General features: G+C 42.9%; 19 protein-coding genes, 1 pseudogene and 1 riboswitch. Of the genes and pseudogenes, 14 read left to right on the top strand and 6 right to left on the bottom strand.

Going from position 1 to position 26039, the window contains the following annotated elements; translation table 11 throughout:
- Positions 1–49 precede the first annotated feature (49 nt).
- The 10 genes from glgB (at position 50) to efp (ending at position 15179) form a co-directional block, all read left to right on the top strand.
- On the top strand, positions 50–1996 hold the full coding sequence (gene glgB, locus IGK14_RS10380; protein ID WP_051095394.1) for a 1,4-alpha-glucan branching protein GlgB: 1947 nt from the start codon (positions 50–52) through the stop codon (positions 1994–1996).
- Between the two features lie 31 nt (positions 1997–2027).
- On the top strand, positions 2028–3170 hold the full coding sequence (locus tag IGK14_RS10375; protein WP_016610807.1) for a glucose-1-phosphate adenylyltransferase: 1143 nt from the start codon (positions 2028–2030) through the stop codon (positions 3168–3170).
- On the top strand, positions 3160–4311 hold the full coding sequence (gene glgD, locus IGK14_RS10370; protein WP_438712190.1) for a glucose-1-phosphate adenylyltransferase subunit GlgD: 1152 nt from the start codon (positions 3160–3162) through the stop codon (positions 4309–4311). Before IGK14_RS10375 ends, glgD begins: the two co-directional genes overlap by 11 nt.
- Positions 4308–5741, top strand: coding sequence for a glycogen synthase GlgA (gene glgA / locus IGK14_RS10365; RefSeq protein ID WP_010749405.1), 1434 nt, complete (start codon positions 4308–4310; stop codon positions 5739–5741). The genes glgD and glgA overlap by 4 nt, the downstream gene beginning before the upstream one ends.
- A gap of 117 nt (positions 5742–5858) precedes the next feature.
- On the top strand, positions 5859–8312 hold the full coding sequence (locus IGK14_RS10360) for a glycogen/starch/alpha-glucan phosphorylase (protein ID WP_438712188.1): 2454 nt from the start codon (positions 5859–5861) through the stop codon (positions 8310–8312).
- 81 nt (positions 8313–8393) lie between these two features.
- On the top strand, positions 8394–9155 hold the full coding sequence (locus IGK14_RS10355; RefSeq protein ID WP_034695957.1) for a hypothetical protein: 762 nt from the start codon (positions 8394–8396) through the stop codon (positions 9153–9155).
- A 424-nt stretch (positions 9156–9579) separates the two neighbouring features.
- Positions 9580–12570 carry a WxL domain-containing protein gene (locus IGK14_RS10350; protein ID WP_438712186.1) on the top strand — a complete coding sequence of 997 codons (2991 nt, stop codon included), beginning with the start codon at positions 9580–9582 and terminating at the stop codon, positions 12568–12570.
- A gap of 362 nt (positions 12571–12932) precedes the next feature.
- Positions 12933–13502, top strand: coding sequence for a DUF2179 domain-containing protein (locus tag IGK14_RS10345; protein WP_005229664.1), 570 nt, complete (start codon positions 12933–12935; stop codon positions 13500–13502).
- A gap of 103 nt (positions 13503–13605) precedes the next feature.
- Positions 13606–14544 (top strand): cation diffusion facilitator family transporter, encoded by a 939-nt coding sequence (locus IGK14_RS10340; protein WP_034696062.1) that lies wholly within the window; start codon positions 13606–13608, stop codon positions 14542–14544.
- A 74-nt stretch (positions 14545–14618) separates the two neighbouring features.
- Positions 14619–15179, top strand: a complete 561-nt coding sequence (efp, locus tag IGK14_RS10335; protein WP_010749410.1) for an elongation factor P — start codon at positions 14619–14621, stop codon at positions 15177–15179.
- Between the two features lie 58 nt (positions 15180–15237).
- On the opposite strand, the gene IGK14_RS10330 is transcribed toward efp, so the two are convergent.
- Entirely contained in the window at positions 15238–16449 is a 1212-nt protein-coding gene (locus IGK14_RS10330) for a chloride channel protein (RefSeq protein ID WP_010749411.1), read from the bottom strand.
- Positions 16450–16540: 91 nt separating this feature from the next.
- Positions 16541–16613, bottom strand: a riboswitch (Fluoride riboswitch).
- 230 nt (positions 16614–16843) lie between these two features.
- Here IGK14_RS10330 and IGK14_RS10325 point away from each other — a divergent pair.
- Positions 16844–17536: a hypothetical protein gene (locus IGK14_RS10325; RefSeq protein ID WP_438712183.1), complete on the top strand. Its 693-nt coding sequence runs from the start codon at positions 16844–16846 to the stop codon at positions 17534–17536.
- A gap of 86 nt (positions 17537–17622) precedes the next feature.
- On the opposite strand, the gene IGK14_RS10320 is transcribed toward IGK14_RS10325, so the two are convergent.
- Positions 17623–17901, bottom strand: coding sequence for a GIY-YIG nuclease family protein (locus IGK14_RS10320; protein ID WP_010749413.1), 279 nt, complete (start codon positions 17899–17901; stop codon positions 17623–17625).
- Positions 17891–18625 (bottom strand): tRNA1(Val) (adenine(37)-N6)-methyltransferase, encoded by a 735-nt coding sequence (locus IGK14_RS10315; protein WP_010749414.1) that lies wholly within the window; start codon positions 18623–18625, stop codon positions 17891–17893. The genes IGK14_RS10320 and IGK14_RS10315 overlap by 11 nt, the downstream gene beginning before the upstream one ends.
- Before the next feature lie 137 nt (positions 18626–18762).
- Here IGK14_RS10315 and IGK14_RS10310 point away from each other — a divergent pair, with 137 nt between their 5' ends.
- Positions 18763–19398 (top strand): lysophospholipid acyltransferase family protein, encoded by a 636-nt coding sequence (locus IGK14_RS10310; RefSeq protein ID WP_010749415.1) that lies wholly within the window; start codon positions 18763–18765, stop codon positions 19396–19398.
- Positions 19399–19451: 53 nt separating this feature from the next.
- On the opposite strand, the gene IGK14_RS10305 is transcribed toward IGK14_RS10310, so the two are convergent.
- From IGK14_RS10305 to anmK, 3 genes are all read right to left on the bottom strand, one after another.
- Entirely contained in the window at positions 19452–20543 is a 1092-nt protein-coding gene (locus IGK14_RS10305) for a DUF871 domain-containing protein (protein WP_010749416.1), read from the bottom strand.
- A 117-nt stretch (positions 20544–20660) separates the two neighbouring features.
- Complete coding sequence (locus IGK14_RS10300; protein WP_005229683.1) at positions 20661–21956, bottom strand: PTS sugar transporter subunit IIC; 1296 nt, start codon at positions 21954–21956, stop codon at positions 20661–20663.
- 21 nt (positions 21957–21977) lie between these two features.
- Entirely contained in the window at positions 21978–23138 is a 1161-nt protein-coding gene (gene anmK / locus IGK14_RS10295) for an anhydro-N-acetylmuramic acid kinase AnmK (RefSeq protein ID WP_010749417.1), read from the bottom strand.
- Positions 23139–23392: 254 nt separating this feature from the next.
- Between anmK and IGK14_RS10290 the strand changes: the two genes are divergently transcribed.
- The gene (locus IGK14_RS10290; RefSeq protein ID WP_010749418.1) at positions 23393–24514 is read left to right on the top strand and encodes an exonuclease SbcCD subunit D; all 1122 of its coding nucleotides are present in this window, start codon (positions 23393–23395) and stop codon (positions 24512–24514) included.
- A 2-nt stretch (positions 24515–24516) separates the two neighbouring features.
- A pseudogene (locus IGK14_RS10285) lies at positions 24517–25302 on the top strand (AAA family ATPase); the annotation flags it as partial.
- Positions 25303–26039 lie beyond the last annotated feature (737 nt).

Raw genomic sequence — 26039 nt, 5'->3', positions numbered from 1 at the left:
AAGATGAAAGAGCGTAACAAGTTCGTTGGCATTTCAGTCAACGATCAAAATGAATTTGAGGAGGACTGATGAGAGAGTGGTTACCAAACAACAGGTACTGACTGCGGAAAAAGACTTTCTGAGTGGTGAAAATTTTTATGTACAGCATTTCTTAGGCGCCCATCAAGTAGATGATGGCTACGTGTTTCGCGTTTGGGCACCAAATGCTCAGCAAGTTTGGCTTGTTGGCGACTTCAACCAATGGACGGATACCTTGCCGATGAACAAAAGGACGGAATCCGGTGTTTGGGAAATTGAGACCAACCAAGTAAAAGAAGGACAGCTTTACAAATACAAAGTAAAACAATCAAATGGACGAGAAGTATTGAAGATCGATCCTTTTGCTGTCCATTTTGAAGCTCGACCAGGAACTGCTGCCGTGTTGCATTCGATCCCACAAAAAAAATGGCGGGATGGGTTATGGCAAGGACGGAAAAAAAGACAAAAAACATTTAATCGACCTCTTAATATTTATGAAGTTCATGCCAGCTCCTGGAAGCACCACGAAGATGGCACCCCTTATCGCTTCTCCGAATTAAAAGATGAACTTATTCCTTACGTGAAAAAAATGGGCTACACCCATATCGAATTTATGCCTTTGATGGAACATCCCTTAGGAACCTCCTGGGGCTATCAATTGACTGGTTACTTTGCACTTAGCTCCTATTATGGGACACCAGAAGAATTTCAAGACTTTGTAGAGGCTTGTCATTTGGAAAATATAGGTGTCTTCGTTGATTGGGTGCCAGGACATTTTTGTGTCAATGATGACAGTCTTGCCTATTATGATGGCACGCCGACCTTTGAATACATGGATGAAAACCGTGCGAAAAATGTTCGCTGGGGTGCGATCAACTTTGATCTAGGCAAACCGCAAGTCCAAAGCTTTCTGATCTCAAGTGCATTGTTCTGGATCGAATTTTACCACATTGATGGTATTCGGGTAGATGCCGTTTCCAACATGATCTATCGCGATTATGATGAAGGTCCATGGGAACCGAATCACGAAGGGGGCAATCGGAATTTTGAAGGGTACTATTTCTTACAAAAGCTCAATTCAGTCATCAAGTTAGCCCATCCTGCAGTTGTCATGATTGCAGAGGAAAGTACTTCCGAGACCAAAATAACAGGAATGGTCGAAGGAGGCGCTCTCGGGTTTGACTACAAATGGAATATGGGCTGGATGAATGATGTCCTGCGTTTTTACGAAATGGACCCGATTTTCCGTAAAGATCATCTAAGCCTTTTATCTTTTTCTTTCATGTATCGGATGCAAGAAAATTATATCTTGCCACTCTCCCATGACGAAGTGGTTCATGGCAAAAAAAGTTTGATGCACAAAATGTGGGGAGACCGCTACAAACAGTTTTCACAACTACGAAATCTCTTTACGTACATGATGATGCATCCAGGGAAAAAACTGTTATTCATGGGTAGTGAATGGGGACAGTTTTTAGAATGGAAATATGATCATGGTCTTGAATGGGTCGATTTAAACGACGCATTCAATGCAAAAATGCAGTTCTTCACCCAGACCTTGAATGAATTATACAAAGAAGAACGAGCCCTTTGGGAATTGGATGATCAAGAAGATTCATTGATGGTGATCGATGCAGACAACTTAGATGAAACGACATTGACTTTCTTACGACAAGGAAAAACGAAAAAAGATTTCTTGATCGTGGTTGTCAATCTGACACCAGTGGAGCGTCACGATTTTGCGATCGGCGTGCCATACGAAGGAACGTATCGCGAGATTTTAAACACGGAACGGGATGTATTTGGTGGAACTTGGGTGGCGAATAACCCAGACTGCCAGACCAGTAATACCCCTTTTAAGCAATACGACTATCAAATCAAAACAATTTTGCCTGCACTTGGGGCTTTAATCATCAAACCAGAAAAAATCAAAATGACTCGAAAAAAAGCAGTAAAGAAAGCACAAAAAAAAGAGTAGAGGGGGAACGGTGAGTAGATCACCAAACAAAATGAAAACAGAGATGTTAGCAATGATCCTCGCAGGGGGACAAGGGACTCGATTAGGGAAATTAACAAAGAATATTGCTAAACCAGCGGTTCCATTTGGTGGCAGATATCGGATCATCGATTTCACGTTGAGTAATTGTGTCAATTCAGGAATCAAAAATGTGGGTGTTGTCACTCAGTACCAGCCATTAGCACTAAACAACCATATCGGAAATGGTGCAAGCTGGGGATTGGATGGAATTAGTACCGGTGTGACGATCTTACAGCCATATTCAAATTCAGAAGGCGAAAAATGGTTTGAAGGAACCGCCCATGCGATCTATCAAAACATCGCTTATATCGATGAGATGGACCCGCAATATGTCTTGATTTTATCAGGGGACCATATCTACAAAATGGATTATGAAGAAATGCTGGAAAAACACAAAGAAAATGATGCTTCATTGACGGTTGCAGTTCTCGAAGTACCGATGAAAGATGCCTCGCGTTTCGGAATCATGAACACCGATAAAAATGACCGTATCATCGAATTTGATGAAAAACCAGCCGAACCAAAAAGCAATCTCGCTTCAATGGGGATCTATATTTTCGATTGGAGTCGTCTGCGCAGTATGCTGTTGAGTAACTATACAAAAGACGGCGAAATGGTCGATTTTGGGAAACATGTCATTCCTTCTTATCTCGAAAGCGGCGACAACGTTTTTGCCTATCGCTTCTCTGGCTATTGGAAAGACGTAGGAACGATCGATTCATTGTGGGAAGCCAATATGGAATTTATTGATCCAGCAATGGAGTTGAATATTCGGGATAAAAGTTGGCAAGTATTTTCTAAAAACCCAATCGCACCACCACATTTTGTGACTGAGACCGGGGCTGCGAGAAACTCTCTCGTGATGGATGGCTGTTATGTTGCAGGGGAAATCGAGCACAGTATTTTATCAGAAAATGTGCAGGTGAAAGAAGGATCGACGATCAAGGACAGCGTGATCATGCCTGGAGCGGTGATCGGTAGAAATGTTAAATTAAACCGAGTGATCGTTGGGGAAAATGCAGTGATTGGTGACGATGCAGAGATCGATGGAACAGACGAAATTGCCGTAGTCGGCTATTCTGAAATTTTAGGGGTGACGATTGATGAGAACTAATAAAATGTGTGCGATTTTAGGGAATCTGCAACGATACCAAGACTTGATGCCATTAACAGAAAACCGTCCGCTGTCGACTTTATTGTTTGACTGCAAATATCGCTTGTTAGATTTTAATCTTTCAAGTATCGAAAATGCCAATATCAAACAAGTCTATATGATTTTCAATGAAGGAGAAACGCAGTCGGTCTTCGATCATATCGGTGGCGGAAAAGAGTGGAACTTGGACGGCGTACAAAACCGTTTCTTTATTCACCTGTTCCAAGACTCATTGAAAAAGCAAGCAGAAGGACAAGAGTATTATTGTAATGTCATCGACTATTTGGAAAAATCCAAATCGGATCATACCGTATTTATGGGCAGCAAAGTCTTATGCAACATTGATTTGCGTGCCTTGCTGAAAATCCATCAGCTACAAGGCAATGAAATGACCGTCGTATACAAACGCATCAGCAGTGACAATGTTTGCGAAAGTGATCTGTTGTTCAATGTAGACAGTGAAGGTCACTTAGAAGAAGCGATCCAAGCGAAAAAAGGTGAGGTCAGTGACCTTGTCAACTTATGTACGGATATTTTTATCATTCAAACAGATCGTCTGATCGCTGCGCTAAAAGAGGGGCAAAAAGTTGGCGCAACGGCAGACCTCGGTCAATTTTTACGAGAAATGATCGCTGTTGAAAATACAGGTCTATATGAGTACACTGGTTACTTAAGTAACATTTATGACATCTCTTCTTACTATCAAACAAATATGGATATGCTCGATGTGCATAAATTTATGTCGTTGCTTTATTCGAATCAAAAGATCTATACCAAACTGAAAAACGAAGTGCCAACGTATTATTCAGAAACATCTGACGTGAAAAATAGCCACTTTGCTTCTGGCTGCATCGTGGAAGGAACGGTCGAACAGTCACTCGTTGCCCGCCGCACGAAGATCCATCCTGAAGCAAAAGTCAAAGGAGCGATCATCTTCGGAAATAATGAGATCAAAGCAGGTGCCGAAGTCTCTTATGCGATCCTAGATAAAAATGTGACCATCGCAGAAGGTGTCAAAGTGCAAGGAACCAAAGAAACGCCAATCGTCATTAAGAAAAATTCTCATGTCACCCAAGACGTTATTGGAGGGGCAAGCGCATGAAGGTTCTGTTTACAGCAGCGGAATGCGCCCCATTTTTTAAAACAGGCGGATTAGGGGATGTTGCAGGGGCATTACCAAAAGAATTGGTCAAAAAAGGCGTCGAGACGATTGTGGTCTTACCCTATTTCACGAAAATGCCTGCTGAATACCAGGAGCAAATGGAAGATTGTTTTTCCTTTGAAGTGGCGGTCGGTTGGCGCAAGCAATATTGTGGGATCAAAAAATTAGTTCTAGGCTCTGTGACCTATTATTTCATAGACAATCTCTACTATTTTGGCCGCGAACGGCTCTATGATTTTTATGATGATGGGGAACGCTTTGCTTTCTTCCAATTAGCCGTGATCGAAATGATGGAACGCATTGAATTTATTCCAGACATCGTTCATGTCAATGATTACCATACGGCGATGATTCCCTTCTTGATCAAAGAAAAATATCATTGGATTCAAGCGTATCAAAACATACGCACCGTTTTGACGATCCATAACATTGGGTTTCAAGGGTGGTATAGTCGCGATATTTTACCAGATCTTTTTGGTATGGGGACTGAGAGATACGATGATGGCACACTACGTTTAAACGATTGCTTGAACTTTATGAAAGCAGGAATCTTGTATGCGGACCGCATCACGACGGTCAGTCCTTCCTATAGTGAAGAAATCAAAACCTCTGAGTTCGGCTGTGGGCTTGAAGTGATTTTACGTATGGAAAGCGGCAAACTCAGCGGTATTTTAAACGGAATTGATTACGAAATGAACGATCCAGAAACCGATCCTCATTTGGACTATCCTTTCAGTGTCGAAGATTTATCAGGAAAAGCTAAAAACAAGCGAGCGCTACAAGAACAATTTGGTTTGCCTACCCGTAAAGATGTCCCATTGATTTCTGTTGTTAGCCGTTTGACCACTCAAAAAGGGTTCCATTTGGTCCTTGAAGAAATGGAAAATCTCTTGCAATTTGATGTTCAGTTCATCTTACTAGGGACTGGCGAACATGATTTTGAAGAAGGCTTTCGCTATTTTGCTCAGAGATATCCTGACAAATGTGCTGCCGCGATTTCTTTTGATATTGCATTGGCGCAAAAGTTATACGCAGCAGCGGATCTTTTCTTGATGCCTTCCGCCTTCGAACCATGCGGACTGTCACAGATGATCGCGATGCGTTATGGTACATTACCGGTCGTTCACGAAATCGGTGGCTTGAAAGATACGGTAGATTCCTATAATCCGATCACGAAACAAGGTACCGGCTTTGGCTTTCAAGAGTTTTCACCATTTTACTTGATGAATGCCTTGAAGCAAGGGGTCGAATTGTATCAATCTGATCAGGCAACGTGGAACGTATTGGTCAAGCAAGCAATGGCAAAAGATTTCAGCTGGAATCAAAGTTCCGATCTTTATATCCAGTTGTATAATACTATCAAAGTTTGATTGTTTTAAGACAGAAGAATCCTTGTCTGCAACAGAACTGCTAGTTGTATGACTAGCAATTTTGGCGGCAAGGATTCTTCTTTTTTATAAATTGAATGCAAAAAGGAGTGTAACCCTATGACAAAAGAACGACTGCGTGAACTGCTAGAAATCAGTGTTCATGAACTCTTTGCGATTGAAGTGGATGAAGCTTCACCGCAGGAATTGTTTCAAGCACTAGCCAATGTGGTGAAGCAAATGTATTCAGAAGACTGGCGTCAAACCAGAAAAAATCTCTTGCTGGAGGATCAAAAACAAGCGTACTATTTTTCAATCGAATTTTTGCCTGGCAAAATGCTAAAAAGCAATTTGTTGAATATGCAGCTGTTGGAGCAAGCGGAAGCCGTTTTTGAAGAGTTAGGCGTTTCCCTTGATGACGTTGCGGATACAGAAAAAGACATGGCTTTAGGAAACGGGGGCCTCGGTCGTTTGGCCTCTTGTTTTATGGACTCGCTGGCTTCATTAAGCTTGCCGGGAAATGGGAACGGGATTCGCTATCGCTATGGATTATTTAAACAAAAATTTATTGACGGCCATCAAGTAGAATTACCAGATGATTGGTTACGTTCTGGGAATGTCTGGGAAGTCCGCAAAGAAAGCAAAGCGGTGCCTATTCGATTTGGTGGGCAGGTCTATCTCGTTACGGGAGAGGACGGAAAACTAGCGCCAGTCTATGAAGGCGGCTTTACCTGGCGGGCAGTTCCGTATGACACCGCGATGGTTGGCTATCAGAATCAACACATCAACACACTGCGCTTGTGGAGTGTCGAAGTGCCTGCTGAAGATGAGGCGCATTATGCGACATTGGAATCACGGCAAGCCTTAGAAAATTTGACTGCTGTTTTATATCCAGATGACTCAAACGAGATCGGCAAACGCACACGATTGATGCAAGAATACTTTTTTGTTTCTGCAGGCATTCAAAGTATCATTCGCTATTATAAAAAATCGAATCTGCCTTTAGCGATGCTCAGTGAACGAGTAGCAATCCATATCAACGACACGCACCCAGCGCTTTGTGTCCCAGAACTGATGCGTATTTTAGTTGATGAAGAAGGCCTTGCTTGGGAACAAGCGTGGGCGATCACCGTGAAAGTCATGAGTTATACGAACCATACGATCATGGCGGAAGCCTTAGAAAAATGGCCAGTTCGCATGATTGAAGAAGTGTTGCCGAGAATGGATCAGATCATCAAAGAAATTGATCGGCGCTTTGTCGAAGGAATGCAAGGGGTCCATCCGCAAGCCTTACTGGATCGGACGCGAATCATTATTGATGATCAAGTCCATATGGCACATCTAGCCATCATCGGCAGCCATAGTGTCAATGGGGTAGCCAAGCTCCATTCTGATTTACTAAAATCAGTGGTACTCCATGACTTCTATCTCATTTATCCTGCCCGTTTCAACAATAAAACCAACGGCATCGCACAACGGCGTTGGCTTCAGCTAGCCAATCAACCATTAGCCAAAGTGCTGGATCAGTCGATCGGTACGAGTTGGCGCAATGACCCCTTGGATCTGCAGCTGCTCAAAAATTATTATGATGACGAAACCGTTCTGCAACAAATTGCCGACGCAAAAATGAGTAACAAGCGTGCACTGGCACAGTACATTCAAAAAGCAACGGGCATTACAGTAGATCCAACGGCAATTTTTGATGTGCAGATCAAACGCCTGCATGCGTACAAACGACAACTGCTGAATCTAATGTATATCTTGAAGCTCTACTTTGAGGTTAAAGAAGATCCGACTGCAGCGTTTCATCCAAGAGTCTTTATTTTTGGTGCCAAAGCAGCACCAAGCTATCACTACGCAAAATCGATCATTAAAGTAATCAATGAAGTGGCGAATCTGATCAATCATGATGAAACCATCAATGATAAAATCAAGGTTGTATTTTTAGAAAATTACAACGTTTCATTAGCAGAAAAAATCATTCCAGCAGCGGATGTCAGTGAACAAATTTCGTTGGCTTCAAAAGAAGCGTCGGGAACAAGTAATATGAAATTAATGCTGAATGGGGCAGTAACGATCGCCACTTTAGATGGTGCGAATATTGAGATTCGAGATGCGATCGGTGATGAAAACATTGCGATCTTTGGGCTAACGGAAGAAGAAGTGTATCAGTATTACGCCCAGCGTAATTATTCTGCCTATGCGTATTATGAGTCAGATCCAGTACTTCAACGGGTAGTCAATGCCTTTATAGATGGGACGATCCCGAATATCCAAGTAGAAGGTCGCGAGATCTTTGATTCACTTTTGAAATACAATGATGAGTACTTTTTATTAAGAGATTTCCACGCCTATTGTGACGCGCAGCATCGGGTAGATAGTGCCTATCAGGATACGCAGCGCTGGCGTAAAGTCAGCCTAATGAATATCGCGAATGCAGGCAAATTTTCGGCAGATGAAACGGTGCGAAATTATGCTGCAGATATTTGGCAGATCGATCCATTATTTGCACATGTCAAAGAACCGAATGCAGCAAGCTTGACTGAGACGGTGCCTCCAGCCGAATTTAGCTGAAGTGTCCTCATCTGAAATGGTGTAGTCTTTCGTGAAATTCTCCTTAATTTATGGTATGATGAAAAAAATGCATGTAAGAGGATGAGTACAGTGGCAAATTATTTAGATGTGAAACGAAAACACTTCCGTTTTCCTGCTTATGATGATACAGATGGTGTGAAGCTGCAATCCGAGCATCGCCCCGCATTCAGTAAAGCAGATGATTGGATTTTAACCGAAATCAAAGATTCCGTGAGTCATTCTCACAAGGAAGAAAATCACTCTTTGCAGCGTAAAGTGCAGTCCAGCCAACGCGATCGGGGGCACAATGTTCGTCAAAAAGAAGAGCTTGCCAATCACCGTGCCAACTTGCCTCAGTACGGAAAACGTCCGGTGAAAGAACAGATGCCAACAGGAAAAACCAATTTTTTTGGCAAAGAGGCGAACCATTCTTCTTATCAAGTGACCAGTAAGAAGGAAAAAGCTGAGGTTCCTGTTTCTTCGAAAAAAGAATATTCGGGGCGCTCTTACTTCGTACCTAAATATATTCCTGCATCAATTATTCCAGATGAGCAAAAACCTGAAATTACGCCGAACGATTTGATGGATGCAATGGCAAAAAAACAAGAAAGTTATTTGTTGTTTGATACGGAACCAGCAGCTTATCAAGTCAAAGAAGAAAATGATCCAACCGTCAAAAAATTCAATCGCCATCCCTCTGTTGGGATGACGCGCAGTGAGTTTCGCGCCAATAACAAAAAAAATGGTGAGAAAAAACGTTCCGTTTTAGATCGATCATTAAAAGGAATGATTGAAGACGATCAACAAGAAGAATCTTCAAATGGCTATTTTCGTTCTAAATAGTAGTGACAGTTACTCTTAATAGAAGTGGTCCTTTGATCATAACGATGAATGATTTCAGCTAGATGGCTAACATCTAGCTGTTTTTTTTGTGTGCCGAAACTGCCGATTTCACAAAATGCTTAGTCGAATTACATTTTTCACCGGCTGAGGAATATTCTGATTTTACTAAGCGATAGCGTGGGCTATAGAATAAAGTGAAACGATCAAAACCATCGTTATTTATAATGTTTGTTATTTTAATTGGCGATTTCTTTTGTCATTTAAAATCGATGGCAGGTCAAACGGTAACAGGATTGTGGTTTTCTAATCAGCTGTAATTGAAAAAGGGAAGCAAGCGTCCTGATGGCTAAAGCTGCTCTTTGGGAAGGACTGATCCATGATCGATTTCAAGGGAAAGATACGCTGAAAGGTGGGGCATCAACAAATGAACAAGAAAAAGAGAAAGGTATATTTCACTATCATTATTGGCTTACTTGGAGGACTCTACTTTTTTTCAACCATGAGTGTGTTTTCTTCAAACATTTTCTTTGCTGCTCAGCTGGAGGAAGAAATGGTTGCGAGTGAAGCATTTGAACTGATACGAGAGAAAGAAGCCGAGGAAAGAGTTGCCATTTATTTTGATGAATCAACGAAAGCTGGGACTGTAGGAGACATGTTGCTAGTCGCATTTCATACGGACCGTCCCATTAGTGAAATAGCGATCCGATTGCCGCAATCTGCGGTTATTGCTGAAGAGGAGTTGCCAAAGGGAGTCAAAATTACACCAACCACTGAAGAGAATGGGTGGAAACTAACGACCGATACCCCTAGAAGTGATTTCTTGGTTCCAGTGGTAGTTGATACAGCAGGGTCGTTTCCATTTGAGGTAGCAGAATCAATGATAATACTTGAGATAAAAGAAGCACGGGAGACAAACCCTACGGATACACAAGAGGATGACCAAACTGATTCGAGTGACTCCACTGATCAATTGGATCAAGAGGATCAAGTAGCAGAAGAGAAGGAAATAGAAAGCCAGCTTCCTGAGGCATCAGATTCTGATCCTGGCAATCTGTATCTTTTAGGCGACGACGTAAAAAAGAGAGGGGTTGCTAACTGGGTCGAATTTATGGCTGCAATGGTCGATCCGACGGTCAATTATATTTATTTGACAGCCAGTTTTCAAACGAACGATAATCCTCGTTTAGGTATTACGGGAATTGACGGCTGGAGCAGCAGCGCCAATCCTAATGGCGGATTAGCCTATGTTTATATCAATGCCTCGAGAGTTTCAAGAACGTTAATCATTGATGGTCTCGACACCTATCAGATGGATCTTAGAGCCGTTGCGATCTGTTTCCGCGATTCGAGTGTCAATCCTGATTCCCCATGGGACATTACCTTGCAAAATTTGGAACTCTACCATGGAAACTTTTGGGGGGCAATTGAATACCATGATTTGAACATGACAAATCAGCAGCGTTCAATCATTCGGTACCACAATCTCAACCATACTGGCAATCAGTTGTTTTACGGTTTGCACTCTCGAGCAAGCTTTTCTGGACATTCGGTTTCACACCAAACGCCTAGATATACATCAGACTTCAATGCTTCTTGGATGATTCACTCGAACATCCAAGCGAATTTTGAAATCAACCAAATAGAGCTTCGTGAGGGAGCAAACGTCGAAATGTCGACGATCAGCTCAGGAAATCTTGATTTTTATAATACGAATGCGCGTCTCGTACTAGGGGATAATGCTCGACTCTCATTAAATGCCAACGGTTCAGCTGGTGAAGCAGGTGGTGCCAATATTCGCTTTATCGCTGGCAATGGACGCATTGAGTTAGGAAAAGGTGCGGAATTGGCATTAAATACACAAAACAACAGTCCGGCAGTCATCACATCAGGCACGCCTCATGATATTCGCTTAATGGAAAAAAGTCGCTTGTCGGTTACTGCTGCAAACCGAACATTGTATAGTCATATTTTCTGGTTGAGTGCCAATACTCATGTAACCTTAGAAGACAGCAGCACCTTAGAGGTTGAAGCAACAAATCAAAATACAACCGCAAATATCTTCCACTTCTCTGGCACGACTGGCAATCTCAATGTTGGCAAAGATGCTACCTTAGATATTCGTTCGGACAGCCCTCAACCTGTCCAACGCCTACTTTTCTTTAGCGGTGCCAACAATCCCGCAAGATTGACGATCGACGATGCCAAGCGTGTCAATTTGCAAAGAACCCGCCCGATAACGACCACAACAAATGGTCTAATTGAAGGGGGAGGAATCACTGCAAAGAACCAGGCGATTCGCCAGTGGCGGCATGGAAATACAGGAGACCCATCTGATTTTCAGTGGCAACCGATTCTGTCCATGACTGCGGCGATTTCAGGAACCAATACCAATGTGACCAATGTATCTTCACTGAATGAGGAAACAAGTCGAGGGGTTGCCGCGCAGTTTGCTTCTCGTTCACAACGTCTATTATTTGAGAGAATACCAGACATCACGGTGACCATCGATCCTTTGACAGAAGATAGAACCTTACCTAATGCCTATACGATTTCGGGAACTGCCAATCCTGGTAGCTACCTTCGATTTCAAAGAGAGGGGCTGATGCCAGAACCGACGCTTGAAACGACAGTCGATAGTGCTGGCAATAGCGGGTATTTTCACACACAAGCGGATGAAAACGGGCACTATCTACTTGATCTATCTGATTTAGAACCTTTCCAGTATTTTACACAAGGTGAGGTGGTCACCGCACAGGCATTTCTTGATGGTAAATGGGCAGAAGCATCAACCACTGTGGAACCCATTGGTGACGTTGACCCAAAAGATCCCCTTGATCCTGATCAACCGATTCTTCCTGAAAATCCACCATTGATACCAGAAAATCGCGGGTTTGTCAGCATAGACTTTGTTTCACAATTCGATTTTGGTACAGTACCGATTCGCTCGTCGACAAGCCGCTATCCGGCGCGTTCGCAACGAATTTCTTCAATGGATGATCATGAATCAACCGAACGACCAAACTATATTCAGGTTTTCGATCGTCGATTTCTCCCAAATGGCTGGACCTTGAGTGCCCGTTTATCTGAGGAAGGGTTCGTTAGCACGGATGCGTTTAAGCACAACTTAAAAGGAGCGAGTGTGCATTTGAATAATATTGAAATGGTTACCTCTAGAGAAAATCCCTCTGAAGCACCAGACTACTTTGAAGCAATTGAGCTGGGACCGCAGAACCAAGTGATTGCACGTGCCAATGAAAAGCAAGGGGCGGGAACTTGGATTCAACGCTATGGAAACGAGCATACCATGCAAAAAAGTGTCGAGCTGGAAATCCCTATTGGCGCGAGGCCACAAGCAACAAGTTATCAAGGAACCATCCATTGGGAGCTGAGTTTCGTACCTGGTGCTGACGAATAACCCCTTGGAAAACAAGTAAGCATGTTCTGCAATCGTGAATATGATCGAACACTGTAAAAGTTGATCGGACAAAAAGAAGTCCATTTGCCATTGGGCTTCTTTTTTGTCTGAAACAGACGAGTGGTTGTTTATACTGTTTCCCCAACTTTGGTGGATACGCTTTTCAATCAATAGAAGGGAGTGAAACCACAGGCAATGGATCGATGAGCAAAATCATGACACAGTAGTCATCAACGAAATCACCTAAGCACTTTGCCTTCTGCAGAATAAATTTAATTTAGTTATTTTAGTAATTAAATCCTGCTCAAATATTTTAATTTTCGCTTGCGTTTTGATATGCTAAGAACAAGGGGGAATCAAAGATGGAAGTTGATCTACAAATGCTGGCGATGATTTTCTTTATCAATCTCGCCTATGTTACATTGAACACACTGCGATTTTTATTGACAATGAAAGGGTATCGCGTGATTGCCCCATTAGTGAGTATGATCGAAATCACGATCTATATTTTAGGCTTATCTATGGTATTGGATCGTTTGGATAACCCACTGAATCTCTTGTTCTATGCATTAGGTTATGCTGCAGGAGTCAGTATTGGTATCAAAATCGAAGATAAGCTGGCTCTGGGCTATACAATGGTCACAGTGATCCTACCTAGTAATACAGATGAAGAAAAGAGTTTGCCGAAGATTTTGCGACAAGAGGGCTATGGTGTGACACAAAGCTTTGGTGAAGGATTGGAAGGCCCGCGACTGATTTTAGAGATTCTTTCCCAAAGAAAAAGTGAGAAAAAGCTCTATCAAACGATCAAAGCGGTGGAAGAGCGAGCGTTTATCATCAGCTATGAACCCAAGTATATCTCGGGTGGTTTTTGGACCAAAAAAATCAGTCGTAGAGAGGCGAAGTTGAAAAAGCAAGCACCTGTTGATTGAGGAACTAGAGGCAGCTTGATTCATTCGTGAAGAATAGTTGCATAATAAGCAGGGAGTTTATTGATGAGAGGAAGCGTTAGGTGTGGAAAAGAAAGCAAATGGCATGATGGCGGTCATCGCTGCACTGATCTCAAACATTTTGGTGGCGATCAGTAAGTTTGTCGGTTATGCCTTGAGCGGTAGTGCGGCCATGCTGAATGAAAGCATTCATAGTGTCGTGGATTGCAGCAATCAGATCTTTTTATTGATCGGTGATAAACGGGCAACAAAGGGACAAAGTGAACTGCATCAGTTTGGTGAAGGTCGGGCGAAATATTTTTTCAGCACGATCGTTGCGATGATGCTCTTCTTTGGTGGGGGCGCACTAGGCGTGATGGAAGCAGTGGAAAAGCTGCTGCATCCCGCCCATGAAGTCGGCAATACCTGGTTAGTGATCGCTATCTTGATTTTCGGGATGATCGTTGAAGGAAGTTCGTTGTGGATCGCAATCAAGGAGATCCGCGAGCTAAACGTGGAACATCAACCAATCTATCGTTTTTTGAAAGAAAGTCGGCATAGTGAGATTTTGATCATTTTCACAGAAGACTTTTGTGCGGTGATCGGTCTGATGATCGCACTGATCGGAACGGTTTTAACAATGATTACCGGGAACGCATTTTTTGATGCCTTCAGCGGCTTATTGATTGGTCTTTTATTGATGGTAGCAGCGATCTTCTTAGCCCGCGAATTTTACAGTCTACTGATTGGGGAAAGTGTTACCAAACGTGATTTAGCGGTGATCAAACAAGCGTTTGAACGTCCCGATGTTGATCGCTTGATCGATGTGAAAACAGTCCATTTAGGGCCAGCAGAAATTTTGATTGCAGCGAAAGTCGATATTGCCGCAAAACAAGAAGAGGTCGGCTATGAGATCATTAATGAGATCGAAGCCGAGATCCGACATCAAATGGCAGATAAAAAAGTCTATATTTATATTGAAACGGATGAGTACGATCCTCACTACATGGAGAAGCGGCGCAAACTTGTGCGACCTCCCCACTGATTTAGCTAGAATAAAGCTGTTTTTTTTGATACAATAGACAAGGATTATCACATAGTGAAGGAGATTTCAAAATTATGATCAATGCAAGTGAATTAAGAGCTGGAATGACGTTTGTTCAAGACGGCAAACTTATCAAAGTATTAGATGCCAGCCACCACAAACCAGGTAAAGGAAATACGGTTATGCGTATGAAATTACGTGACGTTCGGACTGGTTCGACTTACGATACAACCTTCCGTCCAGAAGAAAAATTTGAAAAAGCGCATATCGATACGAAAGCTGTACAATACCTATATACAATGGACGATACCGCATTCTTTATGGATCTGGAAACCTATGAACAATATGAAATTCCAGTTGAAGTGGTTGAAGAAGAAATGAAGTTCATTCTAGAAAACATGGAAGTAAAAATCCAATTCTTCGGCAGCGAAGTGATTGGCGTGCAATTACCTTCAAGCGTAATCTTGAAAGTTGTTGAAACACAGCCATCGATCAAAGGGGCAACTGTGACTGGTTCTGGTAAGCCAGCAACGATGGAAACGGGCTTAGTTGTCAATGTTCCTGACTTTGTTGAAGAAGGCGAAATGCTAGAAATCAATACAGCTGAAGGTACCTATTTAAAACGTGCAAAATAGCAAAAAACCGCGACTTGTTCGCGGTTTTTTCTTTGCTCTTGTTGTGTTCAGAAGTGGCTCATTGTCCCATTGCCGATGTTTTTTGTAAAGGATAGATACTATAAGGTTTACTGATAAAGTAGGCGACGGAGCAGACGATCACAAAGAAGGGTAGATTTTGAAAGCCAAAGACTTCTCCACCAATAAAGATCGGTGCAAATAAGGTGCTAGTGGCGCTGCCAAAAACACTGGCATAGCCTAGTGCTGCTACCAGTTCGATAGGCAGTCCGAACAGTGGCGCCAACACGACCCCCAAAGAAGAGCCAATCGCAAACAAAGGGGTGACTTCTCCACCCAAAAAACCAATGCTGATGGTCAATACGGTCAACACCAACTTAAGCAGCCAATCATAAGAATAGATCGGTTGATTCGTGAAACTCGCGCTGATCAAATTTGTTCCTAAGCCTGAATAACGCCCTTGATACAACAAAACAAAAAGCAAGACTAACGCCAATGCGCCAATCCCAATACGCCACAGTGGATTCGGGAAGCGCCGCTTCATGATGCGTTTCATCGTTTCTAAACAGCCCGCAAAGCTACCGCCAACCATACCAAAAATCAACCCAATCACAAGTAATTTCAGAAAAACAGGTATCGTCAAATCGACGGATTGAGGCAACATAAGACTAAATTTTTCTAAGCCTAACCATTGAGAAGTCGTACTAGCAGTGAAAGCAGCCACCAAAGCAGGTAAGAGGGCATGATGACTGAATTTACCGATGATAAGCACTTCCAATGCAAAGAACGTCGCAGCGATGGGGGTTTCAAATAAACCAGCAAATCCCGCAGCCATCCCAATCATGATCAGGGTGCTGGCGTACTTTTCTAGTCGCAGCCAATTTCCTAAACGATTGGCGATGGTGGCACCTAACTGAACCGCAACTCCTTCTCTGCCTGCGCTTCCTCCAAATAAATGCGTCAGCCAGGTTCCCACCATTACAAAAGGAATCAAACGCAACGGAATATCTTTTTCTTCCTCCTGCCCAACTAAAAACACTAAGTTCATTCCTTGAGGACTCCGATCGCCATACTTTTGGAAAAGGTAAGTAAAGCAAATACCGATAATTGGTAAGAAGAGAATCAATGGCAAAAAATGACTTTCACGGAAGGCACTTAAGAACAGCAAAATTTTACCAAAGAAAGTGTCAACAGCTCCAGCAAGCACCCCAATCACCAGACTGAGCAAACCTAATGCAGTCAGTTCAAAATACGTTGTTTCTTGTTTCTTCATTTCTATCACGATCCTTTAAAAAAGATAGGAATAATGCTCTTGCAACTATGACGAACGAGTGAAAATAAAAAATGACTACTACACACTAAAAAAAGTGGTAGAAGTCATTAGCAAAATTGCGGTTTCAGTAAGAACTGAGGGAGACATTCATTCCCTATTAGCATCAATATTATCTGATAAAACCCTCGTTTTGTCAATGGATGCTGGTCGCGAAAAGCAATCCAACGAATACTTATCTTTTATACATACTTATGGTAAAATTAATTTCATAAGATTTACATGTGAATTGAGCGTCGGAAGAGTCAATGGCAAGAAAAGGGATGAAAGGACGATCCTTCTACTGGTTGACCAAGGGAAAAACAGTAGGTAGTGAGGAATCGAAGGGGAAGAAAGAATGATTGCATTTATGACAATCGAAAAATGGCTGCAAAGTGAGCGTTTTTACTATGTGATCCTACCAATTCTCATGGTGGTTGGTCTGATCGCATTATTAGGGTTTCTAATGGTTCTGCTTTATCGAGAAAACCGTAACCCGAAAGTGACGCTATTACTTGGCGGCATAGTCGTTGCGTGTCTGCTAGGCTTTTTTATTGGAGATCAAGTGTATGGTGAATTCAAAACGTATAATGCGCTGATCACACCGAATATCCGAGACCGCGAAAAAATGTTTTTAGGCTATAAATATTACGAATCTGATACTACAGCAGTTTATCAGCGCATCCAAAGCAATGAAGCGATTGAAACTTTAGGGATCTATCAAGCAGTACCAGTGGAACGGGCGATTGAATTTCTTGGATCTGCTCATAACTCCGTATATTTTAAAATGGGCGCCCAGGTTTACTATGCTCGCTATCAACAGACATTTGTGGAAGAGAAAACAACTGCTAAGCTGCAGGGGATTCAATACCATTTGACTGATCCTTCCTTTGAAACGATCGGCTTCTATTCCGAAACCAACAACTATTTAACGGCAATTACGATTCCAAAGACCCAAGAAACCCTCGAATATCAATCCGTTGATTCTGTGATTCCGAAAGAATTTGGGAAAAGTCAAACCCAATGGGCGTTACCGAATAGGAATGAATAACCATAAAAGAAAACTACCTAAGTAACGAAAGAAAGTTCTCTCAATAGGGAATCTTCCGTGCGCAGGTAGTTTTTTTGTATGTTTAGTCAGATAACATTGCTTTTCCTATGACTGATCAGGTAGTCCTCTTTCTTTTTGCGAGACAATTTTTTGAAGGCGGCTTCTGCTTGAGTGGCTTCACTGCGAGTGGAAAAGCTTTCTGCATGAATCATTTGCAAAGGTCTGCGACTAGCAGGACGGGTATATTTTGCCCCGATCCCTTTGTTGTGCTCAAATAAGCGGCGACTCAAATCTGTGGTATAGCCACCGTAGAAGGACTGATCGTTGCAACGCAAGACATAAAAATAATGATTCTCAGCAGCCATAGAGCATCGCCTTCACTTCTGGACTATAGGCACCCGTTTCATCATAGGTAATAAGCGGCGAGTCAATTTTAAAGCCATCCGCCTTGCCGTCCTTGATTCCTTCAATCAATAAAATATTGGCCTCTTTGCCCGCTTTCGGATAGACGAAGCGGACGCGTTTTGGGGCGATTCGATGGGTGCGCATATGGTCCAAAATATCGAGAAAGCGATCCGGGCGATGAACCATCGCAAACCGTCCATTCATTTTTAACGCTTTACTGGCGGTTTGGATCACTTCATCTAAAGTTGTGGTGATCTCGTGACGGGCGATCGCTAAATAGGGATTCGGGTTTTTGATCGCCGTAGGTACATTTTTAAAATAAGGCGGATTGCAGACCAAAAGATCGACGGAATCAGGTTTGATTTTTTGAAAGAGATTCTTCAAGTCCATAGGATAGACCGTCAGCTGGTCTTGCAAGTCGTTTAATTCGATACTGCGTTGCGCCATATCCGCTAAGCGTTCCTGCAATTCGACCTGATAAATATGAGCAGTCGTTTTTTTGCTGATAAATAAACCGACTGCGCCATTCCCTGCACAAAGGTCAACGATCACACCTCTTTTTGGCACTCTAGCGTAATTGGCTAATAAGACAGCATCTAATGAAAAAGAAAAAACTTCGGAACTCTGAATGATCTTGATGTCATCGGCATACAATTGGTCGATGCGTTCGTTCGGTTGCAACATGAAGCATACTCCTGTTCTAAATTCATTTCAATGTATTATACTACGATTAAGAATAATGGGAAACGCTAAAAAATGCTTGTCATTTAAACCGTTTTTTTGCATACTTGAATAGGAGAGAAATAGAAAGGAAAATGAGTATGTTTTTTCGCTTTATGCGCGGTGTGGTTCGCGTAGTATTATTTTTGATCAACGGCAATGCTCGTTATCAAAACAAAGAGGTTTTACCTAAAAATGAAAACTATATTTTAGTGGCTCCTCACCGAACCTGGTGGGATCCATTGTACCTAGCAGTGGCTGCTCGGCCAAAGAAATTTAGTTTTATGGCGAAAGAAGAGCTGTTCAAAAACCCGATTTTACGGTTCATTTTGATCCATGCCAATGCTTTTCCAGTCAAACGGGACAAACCAGGACCGAGTGCGGTAAAGACGCCAGTCAAAATCTTGAAGGAAACCGATCTTAGCTTGATCATGTTTCCAAGTGGTACGAGACACGCAACGGCTTTAAAAGGCGGCATGGCGTTGATCGCAAAAATGGCTAAGGTCAAGATCGTTCCCTCTGTTTATCAAGGACCGCTGACATTAAAGGATTTATTTAAACGCAAGCGAGTAACCGTCCTCTTTGGGGAGCCAATCGATATCAGTGACATCAAAAAGATGGACAAAGAGGGCTTGGCGGAAGTCGAACGGCGCATCCAAGGTGCATTTGACACACTGGATCAAGCGATCGATCCGTCATTTGTTTATCAAATCGATGAGTCCAAAAGAGAAGATTAATACCTAAGAAAAGCCGCGGATCCTTTTGTGATCAGCGGCTTTTTTCTAACGATTTAATTCAACAATTCGAAAGCAAATTTGGTCCATGGTTTCAAATATTCCAACAAAGGCAACTCCTCTTTGGGGATAGTGCCGACTTTGTTTTTTCGCACGTCTTGGTGAGGGGTCAAAACGATCTGCAATTCGTTTTTGTACTGACCAAAGGTATCATTGCCGATAACGATGTCCCCATAAGCAAACGGTTCTTGGTTTGTATGAGGGAGGTTTTCGATGGGACGGTATTTCACCCGTGACTGTGTGGAACGAGCAACTAACGCATTACTATCACCGCGACGAAAATGATTGGTTTCAGCTAATATCCTCCGTTCGATTTCGCTGGCGTCTGCTTCTACGAAAACGCCAAAGGTCAGCTTGTAGCGATCGATCGCCGCCAGAGCTTTCAGTTCTGCATCCGACGCATAGGCATTGCCAATAATCACCGTATCGATCAACCCAGAAGCAAAAAGCAGCTTCCCTTGCAGCGCCAATGGTAAATCTCGACAAGATTCTAAGGTCGGTAAGCCATCATTGACTTCCCAAGGGCCAATTTTGGCTGATTGACTAGTGATGAAGGCGGCTGTTTTCAACCCATATTTTTTAAAACGTTGACTGCAGCTGCGGAAAAAAGCCTCCGTTAAGCCTGTGCCTCGTTGGGGGTAAAAATTGTGGCAGCCATATAAAAAAGGTTCATTTGCTTGATAAGAAAGGATATTTTCTAAATAATTCACATCATTACTCATATTCAATTCAATCGCCAAGCCAAATGGATTAAAGGTCAGCTGGGCTTCTTTATTGCCATCAAATCCTTGATCCAAGCGGATACCGTCCGCACCTAATTCTGCAAAGAAGCTAAGATCGTCATAAGAGATCGCCAAATCACTAAAAACAGCTGGCGAAATATCTAATATCGTTTCAAAGCCAAGGTTCTTGGCAAAGCCGATAATCGAAGAGAATTTTTTTCTGACGGTCTCTTTGCCTTCACTGACTTCCAGCATACTTATAAATAAGCGAGAGTAACCAAGGGCAGCAGCTTTTTTTAAATAGTCTTGATCCAGTAAAGGATCGCTATGGTCGGGGTAAATCGAAAGGCCAATTTCTCGTTTCAATGGTTTTCCTTCTTTCTAAAAAACCGCACGAAGCACCTCTTGGCATTGGAAAAAGCTGCTGAGTAAGGCTTCTTCTGTTTGTCTTGGTGGGTGCTTCGTCCGACCTTTATAAACAAATTATTGTGCGACTGGTTGATTTTCTTTTTCTAATTCGTTTTTGTCATAGATTTTTACGAATGGGTAATAGATCAGGATCGATAAAAGAATCAAAAGAACATTCAGCACGATGGCACGCCAATCGCCGCCAGTTGCTAAGAAAGCACCAATTGGTCCAGGCAATGTCCAAGGGGCATTGACCGTGACGGCATTGACTAAACCTGCTGAGGTGGCGACCCATGCAATGACACCATTGATTAAAGGCGCAATGATGAATGGTGGGATCAAGATTGGATTCAAGACGATCGGTGTACCGAAAATCAGTGGTTCATTGATGTTGAAAATTGCTGGAATTAAGGCTGTTTTTCCTAGTTTTGAACCGAATTCTGATTTGGTGCGAAACGCTAGCAAAATCGCCAAACCAATCGTTGAACCAGCCCCACCAATCCAGATAAACCATTGATAAAATGGTTCGGCTGCGATATTGGGAATCATATCTCCTGAAGCAAGCGCAGTTGTATTCCCTTCTAACAACTGCAACCATAATGGTCGAGCCAATGATCCAACGATAGAAGCACCATGGATCCCGAATGACCAGAAGAAGGTCGTCAAGAAGGTGATCAATAGCACACTTGGCAAGGTGTCTGCGGCACTGACTAAAGGATCGACGACTTTTGCCACGATCGTGTGCCAGTCAAAGCCGATATAGTAAGTGATCGCGCCCATTCCTAAAATAATGACTAAGGTAGGGGTCAAGGCTTCGAAAGAGCGAGCGACTGCAGGTGGGACTTGTTCTGGCATCGTGATTTTAAATTTCGATTTGTCCGTTAACCGATAGATTTCAACGGCAAGAATCGAGGTGATGATCGCCACGAACATACCAGCACTCCCTAAGTTGGCCATTGGCAAGACAAAGCCGACCGTTCCAGCAGCATCCAAGGCTTCTGCTGGGATATTGACCGGGGTGAAGGTCAGTAAGAATGCGGTCGTAGCTAGGATCCCGCCAGAAAGACCATCAAGCTTATAAGAGCGAGAAAGACTGTATCCAATCCCGAATGCCGCATACAAGCTCATAATGTACATCGTCATTCGATAAGGCAATAAGATCGTTGTGGCATTACTAGACAAGAATTGATAGATGCCCCAACTTTGAGGCAGCGGTGGAAAGGCTAAAATCATAAAGAACGAACTGACGATGATCAATGGCAAGGTTGAGACGATTCCGTCACGAACCGCCCGCAAGTGACGCTGGCTGCCAAGTTTTTCCATCGGTCCTGCCAAATGGCGCTCGATGAATTGAGTGAATTTATCTAACATGGTTTATTCTCCTAAGGTGTTTTACATTTTTGCTTCCCATGGATTCGGAATGATTTTCCCTAAAATCACGCCTTGGGCTGCCCCGGTTGCTGCAGGGGCATTGTTGACATGGCTGTGAAGGGTTTCATTTCCTAAGATGGCAAAAGCCACCGCTTCTTTGGCATCGTTGGAACCGCCAATGTCATCTTGTGTTCCAACGGCTACTGATTCTGGTAAATAGCCTTGGATCATCTCAATCAGCAGATGATTGTGGGCACCGCCGCCCGAGAGAATCACTTCCATATCGTTTGTTCCCAACTGAGGAAAAATGAACCGTTGGTAACTGTCAGCAATGGAAAAAGCGGTGAAATCGGTTAAAGTCTTCACCAAGTCTTCAGGTGCTGCTTCGGGATACTTGGTCAATAACTGCTGCACGAAATGTTTTCCAAAAAGCTCACGCCCGGTGCTTTTCGGCGGTTGCTGGGACAAATAAAAATGAGTTCTTAATTCCTTTTGCAAGGTGGGTATAATTGCTCCCGCACGGGCTGTTTCACCAAACGCATCATAAGGCTGGCCGAATAACTGAACCATTAATTCATCGATGACCATGTTTCCTGGACCTGTATCAAAGGCATACAGCTCGTTTAAGCTGCCACTTTTTGGTAGTACAGTAACATTGCCGATGCCGCCAATATTTTGCAGCAAACGATTTTTGCTGTCTGATTGATAGAGCAGATAATCTGTATAAGGAACAAGAGGGGCGCCTTGACCGCCAGCAGCCATATCCATCACTCGAAAATCGGCGACGACTTTCGTTTGTAAGCCATAAGCGATAATCGAAGGTTCGCCAATTTGCAAGGTGCTGTTTTTCACTGGATCAGAATCGGGGGAGTGCCAGATCGTTTGTCCGTGGCTGGCAACAAAATCAATGCTTTTTTCTTCAATACCAGCTTTTTGGCAGAGGATTTGACACGCTTTCAAAAATTGATACCCTAGTTCAGTATTTAATTGGCAGATGAGGGGAACATTTGATTCCACCGGATCACAAGCGGTTTTTATTTGTTCCTTCAATTCTTCACCAATGGGTAGTGTGATCATTTCCAACAGCTGTACGTCTGTTTCGGTGCCGTAGCCATTGATTTTTACTAAAGCAGCGTCGATCCCATCCAAACTGGTTCCTGACATGAGTCCTATTGCAAGCATAGCGTTTCTCCTTTCTTTTAGAATAGTGGTGAAAGCGATTGTTGAATTCGATTTCACACTCATTGTAAATGAAGTGTAATTATATTTCAAGATATAAATTTATAATTGAAAAAACATTTCAACATAATGATGTCAGGTGTTCACTCTTTTTATCAAAAATGGGTGGTAAGTGAAATTTCGCTGGCAGAGAGATGTCTAACGATCAGGGAAAGTGGTATAATGATTGGAAGGATATTTTTTAAGAAGGTGAAGAAATGCGCTTTATACATACAGCTGATTGGCACATCGGAAAAAAACTACATGGCTATGATTTGCTGGAGGACCAGCGAGCAATTATCGATCAAATCATTGCGATCGCTTTAGAAGAAAAAGTCGCTGCCATCGTCATTGCAGGTGATCTGTATGATCGTTCCGTTCCCGCTGTCGATGCAGTCAAATTATTGAATGAAAAAATCGCAGAAATCAATCTAACGAATGAACTGCCTTTATTGGCTATCTCAGGAAACCATGATAGCCCAACGCGGCTAGAAACCGGTAGTCAGTGGTTTCAACAAACACGCTTTTACCTGTCCACCAGCATCGAACAAAGTTTGCACCCGGTTGAGTTTGACGATACACAGTTCTTTTTACTGCCTTATCTTGAACCGATCGAGGCGCGCTTGTTTTTTGATGAACCATTAATGAAGATTTCTGATAGTGTCCAAAGAGTCATTGAGGAGATGACCAAGAACTTTGACTCGTCCAAAAAGCAAGTGCTAGTGACCCATTTTTTTGTGGCGGGTTCTAGCCAAACAGATTCAGAAACAAAAATTCAAGTTGGCGGATTGGACAGCGTACCGACCACCGCTTTTGCGCCATTTGATCGAGTCGTTTTGGGGCATTTACATGCCAATACCGCCCTGAAACATCCGAAAATCGGGTACAGTGGCTCTCCGCTGAAATTTTCCCTTTCTGAACGGACGAACCAAAAAGGGGTCTATCTTGTGGATACTGTAAAAGACACCAATGAATTTATTCCCCTCACACCAAAAAGGGATATCCAGCAACTGACGGCTTCCTTTGAGGAGTTGATCGATCCGGTTTTTTACCGTGATCTAAATCGTGAGGCGTTTTGGCATTTTCTGCTGACGGATCGTGCTGTGATTCCAAATATGATGAATCAGTTGCGAAAAATCTATCCATTTATTTTGTCTGTCGAACGGTTGAATGGACGAGAACAGACGAAAAAAAGACAGCTAACCACACGAGAAACCGACCCGCAGACCTTGATCAGTCATTTTTTTCAAGAAATGACGGGAGATTCATTGCTCGATGCACAAACCAAATGGATCGAACAAGGATTAAATGAAGCATTTGTCGTGGAAAAGAGGGAATAGCCATGCAACCGAAGTCTTTACAAATGAAAAATTTTGGTCCATTTATTGATGAAAAATTGGATTTTAGTCAGCTGCAAGCTGGCGGTTTGTTTTTGATCAGCGGCAAAACGGGTGCAGGAAAAACGACGATTTTCGATGGCATGACGTTTGCCTTGTTCGGTGAAACATCGGGGAATCTGCGCTCAGGCAAAGAAATGCGCTCGATGTTTGCTTCACCAACCGAAGAGACCAGCGTCACGTTTACTTTTGAACATCAGCGTTTTACCTACCAGATCCAACGGAAACCGGAACAGACGTTAGCAAAAAAACGTGGTGACGGGGTCACCAACCAAACGGCAAAAGTCCAGTTGACGATTTTTGACGCCGAGGGCAAAGAGAAAAAGCAAATCAGTAAACGGACAGAAGTTGATGCGTTTATCAAAGATCTGCTGCAGCTGGATGCCAAACAGTTTTTTCAAATCATGATGTTGCCGCAAGGAGAATTTCGTAATTTTTTGATTGCCAGCAGCAATGAGAAAGAACGCGTTTTACGGAATTTATTTGGCACGGAAATGTATCAACAATTTAATGAATGGTTGAAAGAGCAAGTCAAAGCACAAAGTAAAAAGCTTGAGCATCAGCAGCTGCTCGCCTCACAAATCATGGAGCGCTTTGAATGGGAAGAAGCGCAGGAGGTTTTAACGGTTGCGGAAGGTCTGACTTTGTGGACGCAGGATTTAGAAAAACAACAAGCGCAGCTTCAGCAATTATTGCACAAAAAAGACCAAGCGATCCAAGAAATGAAAGCTGCGCAAGATGCTTTTTACCGTGCAAAAGAAATTGAAAATGCACGGATCGAATGGCAAGGTCTACAAGAAAAAGCCCGAGAGCTGCATGCTAAAAAAACCGAGATTGCTCAGAAAAAAGCACAGTTGAACCAGTTGGTGTGGGCGCTTGAACATCAAGAAATCATGCAGCAAAAAGAAGAACGAGTGAAAGAAGCACAGCAAGCTGCTCAGCAAATCAACGAAACAAAGCAACAGCTGCAAGAAATTCAGCAGCAACAAGTAAGCTGGCAAGACCAACGAGCGTTGATCGACGGCATCAAGAAAAAACAGGAAGCTGCTAGTCAAAAAGTTCAACGAATCCAGCAGCAGATCCCGCTAGCACAGCGTACACAAGCGCAGCAAGAAGAAGTGGCGCAACTTGAAAAAGCCGCACAACAACAGACCACCGAATTAACGAAGATAAACCAAGCGCAAGCAAGTGCCAAAGCGCAAGCGCAGCATCTGGTAGAAGAAATCGAAACCTTGCGAGGGTTTCAAACAGAAGCGGTGAAATTGGTAGAAACGCAGGCTCTGGTCGAAAAATGGCAGCAAGCAAAAGCGCAGTTTCGTGAAGCTGAGCAAAAAGCAGGGGAACAGCAACAAATTCATTCGGAGTTAGTTCTTGAACAACAGCAATTAGCAGCATCCTTGCTGGAGCTGCAAAAAACGTTAAAACAAGAAACCAGTCAAAATGCTCGAATGCAAATTGCTCGGCTTCG

Origin of the sequence: Enterococcus sp. DIV0970a, from assembly GCF_051711265.1 — a bacterium.
Taxonomy (GTDB): domain Bacteria; phylum Bacillota; class Bacilli; order Lactobacillales; family Enterococcaceae; genus Enterococcus_D; species Enterococcus_D casseliflavus.
Note: the sequence above shows the minus strand (reverse complement) of the source record. Positions and strands in the feature narration are given on the sequence as shown.